Annotated in this window: 10 protein-coding genes; 1 reads left to right on the forward strand and 9 read right to left on the reverse strand. The window is 70.9% G+C overall.

Translation table 11 applies throughout. The annotated features are described in order from the left end of the window. Positions 1-61: 61 nt before the first annotated feature. The 6 genes from OG455_RS04065 to OG455_RS04090 all read right to left on the reverse strand — a co-directional run bounded on the left by OG455_RS04065 (position 62) and on the right by OG455_RS04090 (position 8,448). Positions 62-943, reverse strand: a complete 882-nt coding sequence (locus OG455_RS04065; protein ID WP_266290269.1) for an alpha/beta hydrolase fold domain-containing protein — start codon at positions 941-943, stop codon at positions 62-64. A gap of 315 nt (positions 944-1,258) precedes the next feature. Next, the gene (locus OG455_RS04070; protein WP_266290272.1) at positions 1,259-2,812 is read right to left on the reverse strand and encodes an alpha-L-arabinofuranosidase B; all 1,554 of its coding nucleotides are present in this window, start codon (positions 2,810-2,812) and stop codon (positions 1,259-1,261) included. Between the two features lie 672 nt (positions 2,813-3,484). Further along, positions 3,485-4,492 carry an ABC transporter permease gene (locus tag OG455_RS04075; protein WP_266290274.1) on the reverse strand — a complete coding sequence of 336 codons (1,008 nt, stop codon included), beginning with the start codon at positions 4,490-4,492 and terminating at the stop codon, positions 3,485-3,487. Next, positions 4,489-6,057, reverse strand: coding sequence for a sugar ABC transporter ATP-binding protein (locus OG455_RS04080; RefSeq protein WP_266290276.1), 1,569 nt, complete (start codon positions 6,055-6,057; stop codon positions 4,489-4,491). Before OG455_RS04080 ends, OG455_RS04075 begins: the two co-directional genes overlap by 4 nt. Positions 6,058-6,062: 5 nt before the next feature. Beyond that, positions 6,063-7,214 carry a substrate-binding domain-containing protein gene (locus OG455_RS04085; RefSeq protein WP_266290278.1) on the reverse strand — a complete coding sequence of 384 codons (1,152 nt, stop codon included), beginning with the start codon at positions 7,212-7,214 and terminating at the stop codon, positions 6,063-6,065. Positions 7,215-7,338: 124 nt separating this feature from the next. Then, positions 7,339-8,448: a LacI family DNA-binding transcriptional regulator gene (locus OG455_RS04090; RefSeq protein WP_323185410.1), complete on the reverse strand. Its 1,110-nt coding sequence runs from the start codon at positions 8,446-8,448 to the stop codon at positions 7,339-7,341. Positions 8,449-9,166: 718 nt separating this feature from the next. On the opposite strand from OG455_RS04090, the gene OG455_RS04095 reads away from it, so the two are divergent. Further along, positions 9,167-10,210 (forward strand): LacI family DNA-binding transcriptional regulator, encoded by a 1,044-nt coding sequence (locus OG455_RS04095; protein ID WP_266290280.1) that lies wholly within the window; start codon positions 9,167-9,169, stop codon positions 10,208-10,210. A 160-nt stretch (positions 10,211-10,370) separates the two neighbouring features. Here the strand turns inward: OG455_RS04095 and araA are convergent, their stop codons facing one another. Genes araA through OG455_RS04110 form a run of 3 tightly spaced genes read right to left on the reverse strand, consistent with a single transcriptional unit; the run spans position 10,371 to position 14,304 of the window. Continuing rightward, positions 10,371-11,876, reverse strand: coding sequence for an L-arabinose isomerase (gene araA / locus OG455_RS04100; protein ID WP_266290282.1), 1,506 nt, complete (start codon positions 11,874-11,876; stop codon positions 10,371-10,373). 14 nt (positions 11,877-11,890) lie between these two features. Then, entirely contained in the window at positions 11,891-12,562 is a 672-nt protein-coding gene (locus OG455_RS04105; protein WP_266290284.1) for an L-ribulose-5-phosphate 4-epimerase, read from the reverse strand. Continuing rightward, complete coding sequence (locus OG455_RS04110; protein WP_266290286.1) at positions 12,559-14,304, reverse strand: ribulokinase; 1,746 nt, start codon at positions 14,302-14,304, stop codon at positions 12,559-12,561. Before OG455_RS04110 ends, OG455_RS04105 begins: the two co-directional genes overlap by 4 nt. Positions 14,305-14,706: the final 402 nt, after the last annotated feature.

A 14,706-nucleotide genomic window follows, 5' to 3' on the forward strand; every position in this document is an offset into this window, starting at 1 on the left:
CACGGGCACCTGCGTGCGAACGCTCACCCTCCCCACCTGCAAACCTCGAACGCCGCACGGTTCACCACAACGCTCTGAGATGACCGTGCGTCATGCCCGCGGCCAAGTAGGACCGTACGCCGACGCCGGCCTCCTCCAGTCGCTGTTCGAACAGCTCGCCCGACGGCCTCAGGTCGTCGTACTGGGCAAGGACGATGCCGGTCGCGGGAAGGCCGCCGAGATCTGCCGCTCCGGGCATCGCTGACGCGGGCAGATCGCTCAGGCGCCCTACGTAGTTGCTCACCAGGAACTCGATCGCTTCGGGGGTGCACCGCAGATACGCCGGCAACGCCTCCATCTCGGCCTCCGTGTCCACGTCCAGCGCCGGGTTCGGGAAGTGCGCGAACGGATAGGCGAGCAGCAGGGCATCGGGGCACAGTTGGTCCAGGTCGCGGAGTCGGATCGCCGTGGACAGGGCGATGGCGGCACCCGCGCTCGCACCGCCGAGAGCGACCGGACCGAATGAACCGGACCGCAGCCGCAGGGTTTCGCTAAGCCAGAGCCAGGCGGCGTGCGCGTCGTCGACGGGAACCGGATAGTGCGTACCCTTCACGGCCAGGCGGTAGTCGACCGATACCACCAGCGCGTCGGCTCGGGCAGAGAGCTCGGCGGACGCCTGGTGCGCTTCGGGCATGTCGAGGCCGCCGCCCAGGAAACCACCTCCGTGCAACCACAGCAGCGCGCGGCTCGGCTCGGTGGCAGGGGTGTACATCCGGATCGGGACCTGCCCATGGGGGCCCGGCACCGTGCGGTCCTCCACCGAGACGTCCGGAGCGGTCCACTCGCCGGGATCGCGGAGGTACTCCCTCAACCGCGCTGCGGCCTGCGGGTCGCTGAGGGCGTCCGGCCCGTCGAGGCCGTCGAGGAGGTGCACCTTGTCAGCGAGGAAGGGATCGAGAGGCATGGACGCTCCGGACACGAGAAGTTGAGGGGCGGCACGTAGGCTGCCCGGGCCGTTGGTCCGGAAGTCGACGACGGGGGTGGGGCGGCCGGTGGCACCGTGGACCAGCCGCACGGACCACCGGACGACGCCGACCGGCGGGGAGCGGGATGCTGCCACGGGAAGCGAAGTGGACTCCAATGAACGTGCCGGCCCTGAACGGGGCAACGGGCCGACGGAGCCGTGGACACACGACCCCGTCGGCACCGCCAGGCCATTCCCCGGCTCACAGCCGCAAATCCGCCACGCTTACGTGCCGCCCGACTGTCGAACTCGGAGTCAGCTCCAGGGCTGGTCGACCGACCAGCTGGTGTCGGCGCTCCAACTGTTGCTGCTGTCCCAGGCGTTGGCGCCACCGTTGCTGGCGACGTAGAGCGTGTGGTCGTAGTGGCGCAGATACTTGGTCGGGTAGTTGACGGACTGGAACGAGAAGCCCGTGCCGCTGTTTCCGGCCCCCGGGCAGAAGGTGGCGTCCTGGGCGAACGTGGCGCCCCCGTCGTCCGGGCTCAGGTAGAGCTCGAAGTTGTAGTGCCGCAGGAACCGGCCGGGGTCGTTGGCCGACTCGAAGGTCAGGCAGGAGCTGTTCGCCAGCCCCACCCGCACGATCCAGGACGAGTCGCCCTTGACTGCGGACGAGCTGGAGGAGTCGACGGCGGAGATGACGACCTTGTTGTCCGTGTCGTCGTGCGTGATGTAGTCCCCGGTGCAGCAGGTGGTGGTGGCCTGCAGCGAGACACGGGAGCCGGGCGTCAGGGTGTTGCCGGTGGTGCTGGCGCTGCTGTAACCCGCCGCGGTGACATTGGCCTGGACGGCGTTCTCGGTGGCGTCGCTCGGGTAGCCGGAGGTCATCACACCCTCGTAGAACGTGCCCGAGGAGCCCTTGCTGTTGTCACCGCCGATACCGAGGATGATGGCGCCTTCCTTGTGCATCGGGTTGTAGCCGGAGACGTTGGGGCGCGGTCCGCTGTAAAAGGTGGACAGGCCGCCCGACTGGGCATCGCCGGACCGGATGGCCCACTGGTTGGGCTCGCCCTTGACCATCGCGGTCAGGAAGCGGTTGCTGACGCTCGGGTCGTTGGCGTTGTAGCCGGCGTTGACGCCGGAGAACAGGCCGTTCTCCTGGTCGGCCATGACCCAGGGGCCGTTGCCGCTGCCGTAGCCCCAGACCTTGATGTTGCCGAAGTAGATGGCTTCCATGTGGCCGTTGCCGGTGTCGTGGTCGTTGGTCTCGGCGTTGCCGTAGTCGAAGCAGCAGCCGCCGTCGTAGTGGGTGCCGTCGAGGATGGCGTACATGCCTTCGGGCTGGTCGCCGGTGGCGATGCCGTTGGTGTGGTCGTCGCGGTAGCCGGTGCCCGGGGCGATGTAGACGCCGTAGGCCTTGTGCCCGCCGACCGAGACCGGCGCCTCGACCGCGTTGGCGAGGTTGTCGGGGCCACTGGCCGCGCCACCGGCGGGCGCCTGGGTGAGGTTGTTGCCCTTGCCCGACTGGTCGTAGATCACGGTGATGACGCAGCTGGTGTTGGCACAGAAGGAGTCCTGCGCGGCCGCGTCTGCGTAGCCGCCCACACTCAGCACGCCGATGTCCTTCGTCGTGCCGTCGGAGACCCGCTTCACCTGGTACAGCGGGCCGTTGTACGCGCCGTACAGGGCTCGGGTGCTGCTGTGCGCCGCCACGCACGGCGTGCCGCCCGCCGCGTAGATGTCACACGGGCCCTGAACGGCGGCCTGCGAGGGCGCGGCCGAGCCGGCGATCACACCGGCGGCGAGGGCGAGGGTCGCCCCGGCCCCCATCAGGGTGCGCCGGACACGGCGCACCCACGGTCTCATGGTCATGGTTGAACTCCTCCGAGTGGGAAGGAAGTCGGATGGGAGCGGCAACGGGCCACCGCGTCGCGCCACGTGTCGACGCGGGCTCGGGTGCCAGGATTTCGGCGCATCGGGGATGGCCGTGACCGCGGACTGCGTCCGGCGGTCCCGGCGGCTCCGCGGGGATCGGACAGCGTGGGTCCACGCCCCTCGGCACCACCGGAGCAGGGAGATTCGTTTCGACGGCCCGCCTCTGCGGGCGCCTGACCACGAGGGGTCACTTCCAGGGCTGGTCGACCGGCCGGCTGGTGTCGGTATTCCCACTGCCGCGACGCAACCTTGGTAGGTTGAGCAAGACGAACTCCCCTGTTGGGTGGGGGGTGCAAAACTGTTAGCGCTAACATTCCAGTGCGGCTCAGCGGGCTCGCCACGGCGGGGGAGGAGGGCCCGTTGGATGCGGGGGGCCTCGGCATCACTATGGAGACACCCCGGGAGCCAGTCAAGGCTTCTCACGCGGCGGATATGGCCCGAACACGAATCCTCCAGGGCCGTGGAGCAATCGCGGCTTCCTGGGCGTGCGAACCGGTAAGTCCCGGGTCAGGCAACGCTGCTGCGGCAAGCGGGCGTGCGGGCCGGGCTGCGGCTGCTGAGGTCAGCAGCCGCAGCCCGGCCCGCACGCCCGCTTCGGGTGTCGCGGCGTCAGGCCCTGCTCGAGAAGTGCTTGGCGCGGAGCCGGTCGGCGAGGATGGCGATGCCGAGGACACAGCCGAGGACGATGTTGGTGTAGTTCGAGTTGATCTGCAGCGTGGTCAGGCCGTTGGTGATGAGCTCCAGCAGCACGGTGCCCGCCACGATGCCCAGGATCCGCCCCTGGCCACCGGTGAGGCTGACCCCACCGATGACGGCAGCCGCGATGGCCTGGAGCTCCCACCCGACGCCGACACCACTCGCGGAGCCGACGCCCATCCGGCCCAGCACCAGCATGGCCGCCAAGCCCGAGAGGAGCGAGCTGGTCACGTACATCGAGACGATCCGTCGGTCGCCGCGGATACCCGCCAGCCGGGCCGCCTCGGGGTTGCCGCCGACGGCGTAGACCTGCCGTCCGACGAAGGTGCGCTCCAGGAAGAACCAGGCCGCCACCGCCACGATGACGAAGAGGATCAACGGGACCGGGATCTGGGCGAGGTAGGACTGACCGATGTCGCCGAAGAAGCCCGAGATGCCGACGATGGACGTCCCGGAGGTGATCGCCAGGGTGACGCCCTGGGCGACGGTGTAGGTCACCAGGGTGACCACGAACGGGGGCATCTTCAGCCTGGTGACCGCCAAGCCGTGCCACAGTCCGATCAGCCCGGTGATGGCCAGGGTGGCCAGCATGGCGACCCCGGCCGGCAGTCCGGCACGCACGTTGAACCAGGAGATGAGGATCACCGAGGTGCCCAGCAGCGCTCCGACCGACAGGTCGATGCCGCCGGTGAGGATCACCAGTGACTCGCCGATCGCGATCAGGCCGTACTGGGCGAGGTCGAAGCCCATGCCCTGCAGGTTGACCGCGCTCGCGAAGGTGTCCCTGGCGAGCGCGAGCGCGACGAACACCGCGGCGCACGCGACGACGACGCCCACCTCGGGAGTCTCGACCAGCGAGCGCAACCGGCTGCGCGAGGTCACTCCTGCCCCCCTGGTGGCGGGGGTGATCTGAGTGGTCATGCCGTTGCCTCCGAGCCTGCGGTCAGCGGCTGCGTGCCCGCCGCCGCTGTCATGATCCGTTCCTTGCTGAAGTGCTCGCGCGGCAGGTCGGCGACGATCCGACCCTGCGCCATGACGACGATCCGGTGGCACATCCGGAGTAGTTCCTCCAGCTCCGAGGAAGCCACCAGGACCGCCAGGCCGTTCTGCGCGGCGTTGTCGATGAGCTGGTAGATCTCGGCTTTCGCCCCGACGTCCACGCCCCGGGTGGGCTCGTCCAGGAGCAGTAGGTCAGGCTCGACGTGCAGCCAGCGGCCGAAGACGACCTTCTGCTGGTTGCCGCCGGACAGGTCGCCGATCGGCTGCTCCTGCGAGTGCATCCGCACCCCCAGGTCCTTGACGATCTGCCGCGAGCGTTCCTTGTCCCCGCCAGGGGTGAGGACGCCGTTCCAGGAGTCGCGTCGCAGGGTGGCCAGGGTCGCGTTCCACCGGACCGGGTGCTGGAGCAGCAGCGACTGCTCCTTACGGTCCTCGGGGACCAGACCGATCCCGGCCGCGACGGCGTCAGCCGGGTGCCGCGGACGGAACGGCCTGCCGTTCAGCTCCGTCTCGCCGCCGGTGCGCGGCTGGGCACCCATGATCGTGTGCAGCAGGCGGCTGCGGCCGGAGCCCATCAGGCCGGCGACACCCACGATCTCGCCGACCTTCAGCTCCAGGTCGACGGGGCCGAGGCCGTCGGCGGTCAGGGAGCGGGCGGCCAGGACGGTGCGGTCCCTCCGGGAGGCGGGCGGAGCGCCGTCGGAGTGGGCGAGCTCGCTGCCGACCATCTCGCGGATCATGCGCTCCTCGGTGGCCTCTTCGGGGGTGAGGTCGGCCACCAGTTGGCCGCCGCGCAGCACGACCACGCGGTCGGCGATGTCGCGGACTTCGTCCAGGCGGTGGCCGATGAACAGGACCGCCCCGCCGTTCTCGGTGTGCCGGCGGGCGAGGTCGAGGACCTTGGCGGCTTCGACGGGGCCGAGAGAGGACGTGGGCTCATCCAGGATGAGGACCAGCGGGCGGTTGCCCCAGCCCTTGGCGATCTCGATCATCTGCCGCAGCGGTACCGGGAGTTGCTCGACCGGGCGGTCGACATCGATGCCGTCCACTCCGACGTCCGCGAGCAGCTCCCGGGCCTCCCTGCGGGTTCCTGACCGGTCGAAGAGCACGCGCCGCAACCGGCCTGCCTGCTCAGCGACGCGACTGTGGCGGCCCAGCAGCAGGTTCTCCGCGACGCTGAGCCCGCCCACCAGGGGGAACTCCTGGGCGACCATGCTGACGCCGAGCGCCTTGGCGTGGTCCGGCCGGCCCGGCTGGAGGGCCTGCCCCGCGATCAGGATCTCCCCCGAGGTCGGGGAGACGGTGCCGGAGAGCACACCCATCAGGGTGGACTTCCCGGCGCCGTTCTCCCCCACCACGCAGGTGACCTGACCACGCCTCAGCTCGAGCTCGGGGATGTCCAGCACGGTGACCGGCCCGTAGCTCTTCTGCACCGCGCGCAGGACCGCGGCCGGTCCGGTGCGGGTCGGGGAAGCGTTGGTGGTCACGTTCCTCACCCCGTGATGCCGAGCTGGGTCTGCTTGGCCTGGTAGTCGCTCAGGTTGACCTGGGTGACCACGCCGACGCCGGAACTCAACGTCGTCCCGTCGGACTCGAGGTACTGCTTGACCAGAGCCATCGTGGCGTCCTTGCCGAGCACCTTGAGCGCGGCCAGCAGGTAGGCGCCGGTGTAGCCCTGCTGATAGGGCGACTGCACCACGGTGGCCTGGATGACGCCCTGCTGGATGAACTTCAGGGTCTGCGCGTCGGAGTCGTCCGAGATGACCTTGACCTTGCCGGACTTGCCGGCGGCCTGCACGGCCTGGGCTGCGGAGGGTCCGTCGTAGGAGTAGACGCCGTAGAGGCCGGTCACGTTCGGGTCGGTCTGGATGGCCGTCTGCGCGTTGGTCAGTGCCTTCGAGGCGTCCATGTTGTCGGACAGCTTGTTGACCACCTTGATGTCGGTGCCCTTGAGCGCGTCCTCGAAGCCCTGGATCCGCTGCACGGCGTTGGACGCGGTGAGCGAGCCGACCAGCACCACCACCTCGCCCTTGCCGCCCAGCGCGGCCTTCATGGCCTCGCCGGCCTTCTGCCCGGCCTGGTAGTTGGGGGTGCCCAGGTAGAGCGCGGCACCGTCCTCGGCGGGCAGCGGGGAGTCGATCGCCAGCACCGGGATGCCGGCCGAATTCGCTTCCTGGATGGGCGCCTTGATGGCGGTCGGGTCGATCGCCGAGACCGAGAATGCGGAGATGTTCTGGCCCCGCATGGTCTGGATCATCGAGAGCTGCTGGTCCAGCCGACCGTTCGCCGGGGCCTGAAAGGTGCCCTGCACGCCGAGGTCGGCCAGACCCTTGTTGAAGCCGACCTTGCCGGCGTTCCAGTAGTCCACCGAGACGTTGACCACCATGGCCAGGTCCAGCTTCGACAGGTCCTTGCCCTGCAGCGCGCCCTTGAGCGCGTCGTCCAGCTTGGTCAGGTTCGCGTCGTTGAAGGTGATGTCGCCCTGGATCACGGGTGCGGCCGTGGTCCCGGTGGAGCCGGCGCCGCTGCCGCTGCTGCCGGCCCCCTGCTTGGAGCACGCGGTCGCGGTCAGGGCGAGCGAGGCGACGGCGGCGATGGCGGCGAGGCGCAGGCCTCTGCTGGAGCGGATGCTGGTGGCGCTCATGTGTGTCCTCTTCTGATCTGTACCGGGCGATGCGAAATGGTGCGGTGGACGGAGGGATGCCGGCGGTGCTCTTGTCCTTGATCGGAGGCGGGAGCGGACCGACCGGATTCACATCCGGTGGGAGTCAGCGGCCGGGCCTCGCACTGCTGGCTCGGACAATCAACTCGGGTGCAACTACGGCCACTTGGTGGGTTCTGTCACCCTCGGCGGCTTCTGGATCAGGAAACTGGACGCGGTGCAGCAGCAGTTCGAGACCGCGGCGCCCGAGCTCCCCGAAATGCTGGCGGACGGTGGTGAGCGGCGGGGTGAGGAATCCGGCCTCGGGGATGTCGTCGAATCCCACGACGCTCACGTCCTCGGGGACCCGTCGCCCCGTCTCGTGGAGGGCACGGACGACTCCCAGCGCCATGTGGTCGTTGGCGCAGAAGACCGCGGTCACCCGCGGGTCGTCGGCCAGCCGCAGGGCCGCCTGGTATCCCGACCGCGCCGACCAGTCCCCCAGCAGGCTGTCGGGCACCGGCCGCCCGTGGTCCTCGAGTGCGCGCCGCCATCCCGCCCGACGGGCCTTGGCCTCCAGCCAGTCGTCCGGTCCCGCGACGTGATGGACCGTTCCGTGCCCCTGGTCGAGCAGGTAGCGGACCGCTGCCCGGGCGCCGGCCTCGTTGTCCACGCCGGCGCCGGGCAGCCGACCCGGATCCGTGGGCCCGACCGTGACCATGGGAACGGTGGCGATCTGCCGTGCCAGCGCCACCATCGCGGAGACTCGCGAGGCGATGACGGCGATTCCCTCGACGGCCTGGCCCCGGAGCCGGTCCACGGCCTCGTGGACGGAGAGGGTGTCCTGGTCGCGCAGGCTCGCAATGCTGATGTAGTAGCCTGCGGCCCGGGCGGCCTGCTCGATTCCGTAGAGCATTTGAGAAGGCCCGTAGAGAGTGGTGTCGGAGCTGATCACACCCAGGGTCCGGGAACGACGGGTGACCAGCGCCCGCGCTGCGGTGTTGGGACGGTAGTCCAGCTTCCGAATCGCCGCGAGCACGCGTTCCCGGGTCTGCGCCCGCACGTTCGGGCTGCCGTTCAACACACGCGAGACGGTCTGGTGGGACACGCCGGCCAGAGCGGCCACATCCGCCATCACGGGCTGCGCCCCGTTGGCGGTTCTAGTTTCCGGCATGACCTCTCCCGAATCAGGGCTTGCGAGGATCTCAAGGGCTGCGCGGGGGCGGCCGACCGCCATCCCCTTTCCGACGTCGTATTGTTAGCGCTCACAAAACGTTCCGTCAATGGGGCGGGAGGGTCACGTTTGGGTCACTGGTGCCGCCCCCGCCCAGGGGTCGCCCCCGCGTCCGCGGCCTGAACGCGCGGACGCCGATCGAGGCACCAGGGCGAACGGTCGGCACGCCCGAGGGCGTGCCGACCACAACGGGTGGAGGTGACCGCGTGCGGCACTGCACGCCCTTCACCCGCCTGCCGGTCCCGCCGCACACGCGGCGACAGGACCCCTGTCGGCGGCCGCTGCGGCAGCGGAACGGCCACGGCCGCCGACAGAGACTTCGACACTCCCAACAGCCCGGCAGGGGCAGGCAGTGCCCCGCTGCCGGCCTCCCGCAGCAGCGCCGCGCACCGGGCACCGGAGGGGCCGGGCTGGACTGCCGCCGGCTCGTCGCGTCCGCACCACCGGATACCGAATACCGGAGGCCAGGGGTGAGCAGCTGGGATTTCAGATCGTGGGCGCTAACACTCTGGGAGTCAACGGCTTCGCCGGACCAGTGATCCGGCGAGGCCCGAGGAGTCGTCCCGGCCTCGCGGCCGAGTGGGTGCGGTGCACGGGCTCGCGCGGGTCGGCCGAACCCAGGAGTCGACGCCGGGGGTCCGCTGCCCGGCCCGGGTTGAGTAGGCTGCGGAGTGAAGCTGGTTCGTGAGTGCCGCAGTGGGACAGAGCCGTGGAGGGGCATGTGAGCGAGGCCGCCGACAGGCGTGCGCCGACGATGGCCGACGTCGCCAAGGTGGCGGGCGTGTCCCACCAGACGGTGTCACGCGTTCTCAGCGATCACCCCAATGTGCGCGAATCCACCCGCACCCGGGTGCGAGAGGTCATCGCCGAGCTCGACTACCGTCCCAATCAGGCAGCCCGTGCCCTGGTCACCAAGCGGTCCCGCACGCTGGGTGTCGTCGCCGCGAACACCACCCTGTACGGGCCGGCCAGCATCCTGGCCGGCCTCGAACACGCCGCCCGCGACAAGGGGTACCTGATCGCGACGGTGAGCCTGGACGAACTGAGCGAGACGGCGCTGCGCAAGGCGCTGGAACACCTGGCGGCCTGGGGCGTCGAGGGCGGCGTCGTGATGACGCCGCACGAACGGACGGTCACCGCCCTGCTGCGGCTGGCTGCGCCCTTCCCGATCGTGACCGTCGAGGGCGGCCACGACCTGGACGTGCCGGGCGTGGCGCTGGACCAGTACGCCGGCGCCCGGATGGTCACCGAGCACCTGCTGTCGCTCGGCCACTCCTCCGTGTGGCACGTCGCCGGACCCCGCGAGTGGCTGGAGGCGGAGGGCCGATTCCAGGGCTGGCGCGCAGCCCTCGACGACGCGGGGGCCCCGGTCCCGCAGTACCTGAGTGGAGACTGGAGCGCCGCGTCGGGCTACCAGGCCGGGAAACTGCTGGCCGCGGCCCACGCCGGCCTCGACCGGGCCTCCAGACCGACGGCGGTGTTCGTCGCCAACGACCACATGGCCCTGGGGGTGCTGCGGGCGCTGCGGGAGGCCGGGCTGCGCGTCCCGGAGGACGTGGCCGTGGCGGGGTTCGACGGCCTGCCGGAGTCCGACTACTTCGCGCCTCCGCTGACCACCGTCCGACAGGACTTCGCGGCGATCGGCAGGGCGGGTGTCGAGCTGCTGCTGCAGCGGATCGAGGACCCCTCCACCGCGCCGGTGCACACCACGCTCCCGCCGGAGCTCGTGGTCCGCTCCAGCACGGGTGCGCCGGCCGGCCGCTGACCGGCCGCGGTAGCGCTGGAGCGGTGGGCAGTGGTGGGGTGCAACGGCTCCCCCGGGCGCAGGACGGTGGAGGCGAGTCGGTTTGGTGGGACGGGGGCCGCCCAGGCTGGGCACCGGGTGTGCCGGGGCGGCCGGAAGTCCGGCCCGGACGGCGGACGCCCTAGAAACCCTGGGCAAGGCGGTAGTAGGCCTGGTTCCAACGCAGTTCGCGGGTGAACCGGCGGATGCTGGTGCTCTCGTCGATGACGACGAGCTCGACGGCGAGCATCTCCGCGAGGTCGTCCAGGACGTCGATGCCGAGCGCCCGGCTGAGTACGGTGTGGTGCGGGGCGCCGGCGGTCAGCCATGCCTCGGCGGAGGTTCGCAGGTCGGGCTGCGGCTTCCAGACCGCGCGGGCCACCGGCAGGCTGGGCAGTGGCTCGGCGGGCTCGATGACGTCGATCTCGTTGGCCACCAGCCGGAAGCGCTCGCCCATGTCCGCCAGGCCGACCACGACGGCTGGGCCGGGCTCGGCGTCGAAGACGAGGCGCACCGGATCCTCGCGGCCGCCGATGGAGAGCGGGTGGATCTCGCAGGACGGGGTGCCGGCCGCGATGGAGGGGCAGACCTCCAGCATATGGGCGCCCAGGATCAGCTCGCTGCCGGGCTCCAGGTGGTAGGTGTAGTCCTCCATGAAGGACGTGCCGCCGGGCAGGCCCTCAGCGGCGGCTTTGAGCGTACGCAGCAGGACGGAGGTCTTCCAGTCGCCCTCGCCACCGAAGCCGTAGCCGTCGGCCATCAGACGCTGGACGGCCAGGCCGGGCAGCTGCCGCAGGCCGCCGAGGTCCTCGAAGTTGGTGGTGAAGGCACGGAACCCGCCGTCGGTGAGGAAATCGCGCAGGCCCAGCTCGATGCGAGCGGCGTAGCGCAGCGCGTCGCGGCGCTCGCCACCGGCGCGGAGCTCGGGAGCCAGCCGGTAGAGGTCGTCGTACTCCTTGACCAGGTCGGTGATCCGCGCGTCCGCCACTGCGTCCACGGCGGCCACCAGGTCGTTGACGCCGTAGGTGTTGACCGAGACGCCCAGGCGCAGCTGCGCCTCGACCTTGTCACCCTCGGTGACGGCGACGTCGCGCATGTTGTCCCCGAAGCGCGCCAGCTTGAGCGTGGCGAGCTCGGCCCGGCCCGCGGCGGCGCGGGCCCAGTCGGCGATGCGGCCGGCGACGGCGGGGTCGCTCGCGTGGCCGGCGACGGTCTTGCGGGCGACGCCCAGGCGGGACTGGATGTGGCCGAACTCGCGGTCGCCGTGGGCGGCCTGGTTCAGGTTCATGAAGTCCATGTCGATGGTCGCCCACGGCAGGTGCTCGTTGGCCTGGGTGTGCAGGTGCAGCAGCGGCTTGCGCAGCGCGTCGAGGCCGGCGATCCACATCTTCGCCGGGGAGAAGGTGTGCATCCAGGCGATCAGGCCGACGCAGGAGTCCTCGGCGTTGGCCTGCAGGCAGATGCGGCGGATCGACGCGGCGTCGGTGAGGACGGGCTTCCAGATCAGCCGGACCGGGATCCCGGCGCGGGCGAGCTGGTTGACGACCTCGCGGGACTGCTCGGCGACCTGCTGCAGCGTCTGCTCGCCGTAGAGGCCCTGGCTTCCGGTGAGGAACCAGACCTCACGCCCGGAAAAGACTTCAGTCACTGGGGGTTGCTCCTTCAGCGGACAGCGGGCTGCTGGCCGTAGACGTGTCGGTAGCGGAAGTTCAGGCTGTCGATGTCGGCTTGGGCGATGGGCAGCGGCTCGCCGAGCTGGCGGGAGATGTGGACCGTGCGGGCGACGTCCTCGCACATCACGGCGGCCTTGACCGCGGCCTTGGCGTCCTTGCCGATGGTGAAGACGCCGTGGCTCTTCATCAGGACGGCGGGTGAGCGGTGACCGCGCAGGGTCTCGACGATCCCGCGGCCGATCGAGTCGTCGCCGATCAGGGCGAACGGCCCGACGGGGATCTCGGCACCGAACTCGTCGGCCATCGCCGTCAGCACGCACGGAACGGCCTCGCCGCGGGCGGCCCAGGCGCACGCGTAGGTGGAGTGGGTGTGCACCACACCGCCGACCTCGGGCATGTGCCGGTAGACGTAGGCGTGGGCGGCGGTGTCGGAGGACGGGCTGTGCTCACCGGCGACGACGTTCCCGTCCAGGTCGCAGAGGATCATGTTGTCCGGCGTCAGCTCCTCGTACGGGACGCCGCTGGGCTTGATGACGAACAGGTCCTCGCCGGGAACCCGGCCGGAGACGTTGCCGGCCGTCCAGACCACCAGGTCGTAGCGGACGAGTTGCTCATGCAGGTCGCTGACCTGACGGCGGATGAGCTCGATGGCATCGGTCATGGCCGGTCAACCTCACAGTTCGAGTCGTCGGAGGCCTGGTGGGCCTCGCTCACGGCGGCGTTGCGGATGGCGCGCAGGCGGTGCAGTTGCTTGTCCGGGCTGGTGCCGAAGTGGTCGTGCAGCAGCCGGTACTCCGCGTAGAGGGCGTCGTAGGCGTCGGCGCGCGCGGGGTCGGGCAGGTAGGCGTGGCGCTCGACGCTGCCCATCGTGGCGGCGGCCGTGCGCACGTCGGGGTAGGCCGCGGCGGCGACGGCGGCGTGGATGGCGGAGCCGAGCGCGGGCCCCTGCTCGGAGGCGGCGAGCGAGACCGGGCGCCGCAGCACGTCGGCGTAGATCTGCATCAGCAGGGCGTTCTTCTTCAGCCCGCCGGCGACCACGAACTCGGTGACCGGAACCCCGCCCTCGTCCAGGGCCTCGACGATCGCGCGGGTGCCGTAGGCGGTGGCCTCCAGCAGGGCCCGGTAGACCTCCTCGGGCCGGGTGGCCAGAGTGAGGCCCACGATGACGCCCGTCAGGTGGTGGTCCACCAGGACCGAGCGGTTGCCGCCCATCCAGTCCAGCGCGACCAGGCCGTGGCCGCCGACCGGCTGGTCCGCGATCTTGCGGGTGAGCAGCTGGTGCAGGTCCTCGCCGGTGGCCTCCGCCTCCTGCACGTAGCCGACGGGGAGGCCTTGGCGCAGCCACCAGGCGAAGAGGTCGCCGACCGCGCTCTGTCCTGCCTCGTACCCCCAGGCACCGTCGACGATCCCCCCGTCGACCACGCCGCAGATGCCCGGGACCTCCGCGAGGGTCCGGCCGTTGACGACGTGGCAGGTCGAGGTCCCCATGATGGCCAGCAGCTGGCCGTCGTCCACGGCTCGGGCCGCGGGGGCGGCGACGTGGGCGTCCACGTTGCCGGCCGCCACCGCGATGCCTTCGGGCAGGCCGGTCCAAGCGGCGGCCCGCGCGCTCAGCGAGCCGACCCGGGAGCCGAGCGGGGCGAGCGGGTGCTCCAGCCGGGTGCGGGCGAAGTCGGCGAACCCGGGGTGCAGGGCGGCCAGGTACTCATCGCTCGGGTAGCCGCCGTCCTGGTGCATGCCCTTGTAGCCGGCGGTGCAGGCGTTGCGGCTCTCGGCGCCGGTGAGCTGCCAGACGATCCAGTCGGCGGCCTCGATCCAACGCTCGCAGGCTGCGTAGACGGCCGGGTCCTCCTCCAGCACCTGCAACGCCTTGGCGTACTGCCACTCGGCGGAGATCCGCCCACCGTAGCGGTGGATCCACTTCTCGCCGCGGGCGTGGGCCAGGGCGTTGATCCGGTCGGCCTGCGGCTGGGCGGCGTGGTGCTTCCAGAGTTTGGGCCAGGCGTGCGGGCGGGCGGCCCACTCGGAGGTCTCGGCCAGCGGGGTGCCGTCGGCCCGGGTCGGCAGCACGGTGCAGGCGGTGAAGTCGGTAGCGATGCCGATGACGGCGGCGGGATCGACGCCCGCGCCGGCCACGGCCGCCGGCACGGCATTGCGCAGCACCTCGCGCCAGTCCTCCGGGTGCTGCAGCGCCCAGTCGGGCGGCAGGGCCCGGTCGGTGACCGGAAGACGGTCCTCGATCACGGCGTGCGGGTAGGCGTGGACGGCGGTGCCCAGCTCCTCGCCGTCGCGGACCCGGACGACCACGGCCCGGCCGGAGAGCGTCCCGAAGTCGACGCCGACAACGTAGCGATCGTCCTGGTCGTCGGCGCCGGTAGCTCGGTCGGAGATCGTATCGGTCACAGTTTCGTCCTTCGTGCGGAGCTGGGGTGGAAGGCGGCCGGCCGCCGAACGGTCCGCACGGCGGATCGGCGGCCGGCCCGGAGTTCCGCCGCCTCACCCTCATAAGGCGCGGAACCACGACCGCCGGCACCGGAGAAGCCAGGAGGGCCGCCATCCGGCCGGCGGGGTGGGCGACACGGTAAGACGCGAGGCATGCAGGGTGGTTGACATGTTCCGTCGCACTCCGCACCGTGGGACAGAGAGATGTTAGCGCTCACAATAGCCGCTGCACAAGAGCCTCTACCGAGGGGCGGCCCGGCCGGCGGGCCCCTCCGGGCCGCCCGGATTCCGCAGCGTCCGGCGGACTGCCGAGGGCACCGCCGGGCGCTGCGACGGCCGCCGACCCCTGGTCGACCGCGGCGC

Origin of the sequence: Kitasatospora sp. NBC_01287, assembly GCF_026340565.1 — a bacterium.
GTDB lineage: Bacteria > Actinomycetota > Actinomycetes > Streptomycetales > Streptomycetaceae > Kitasatospora.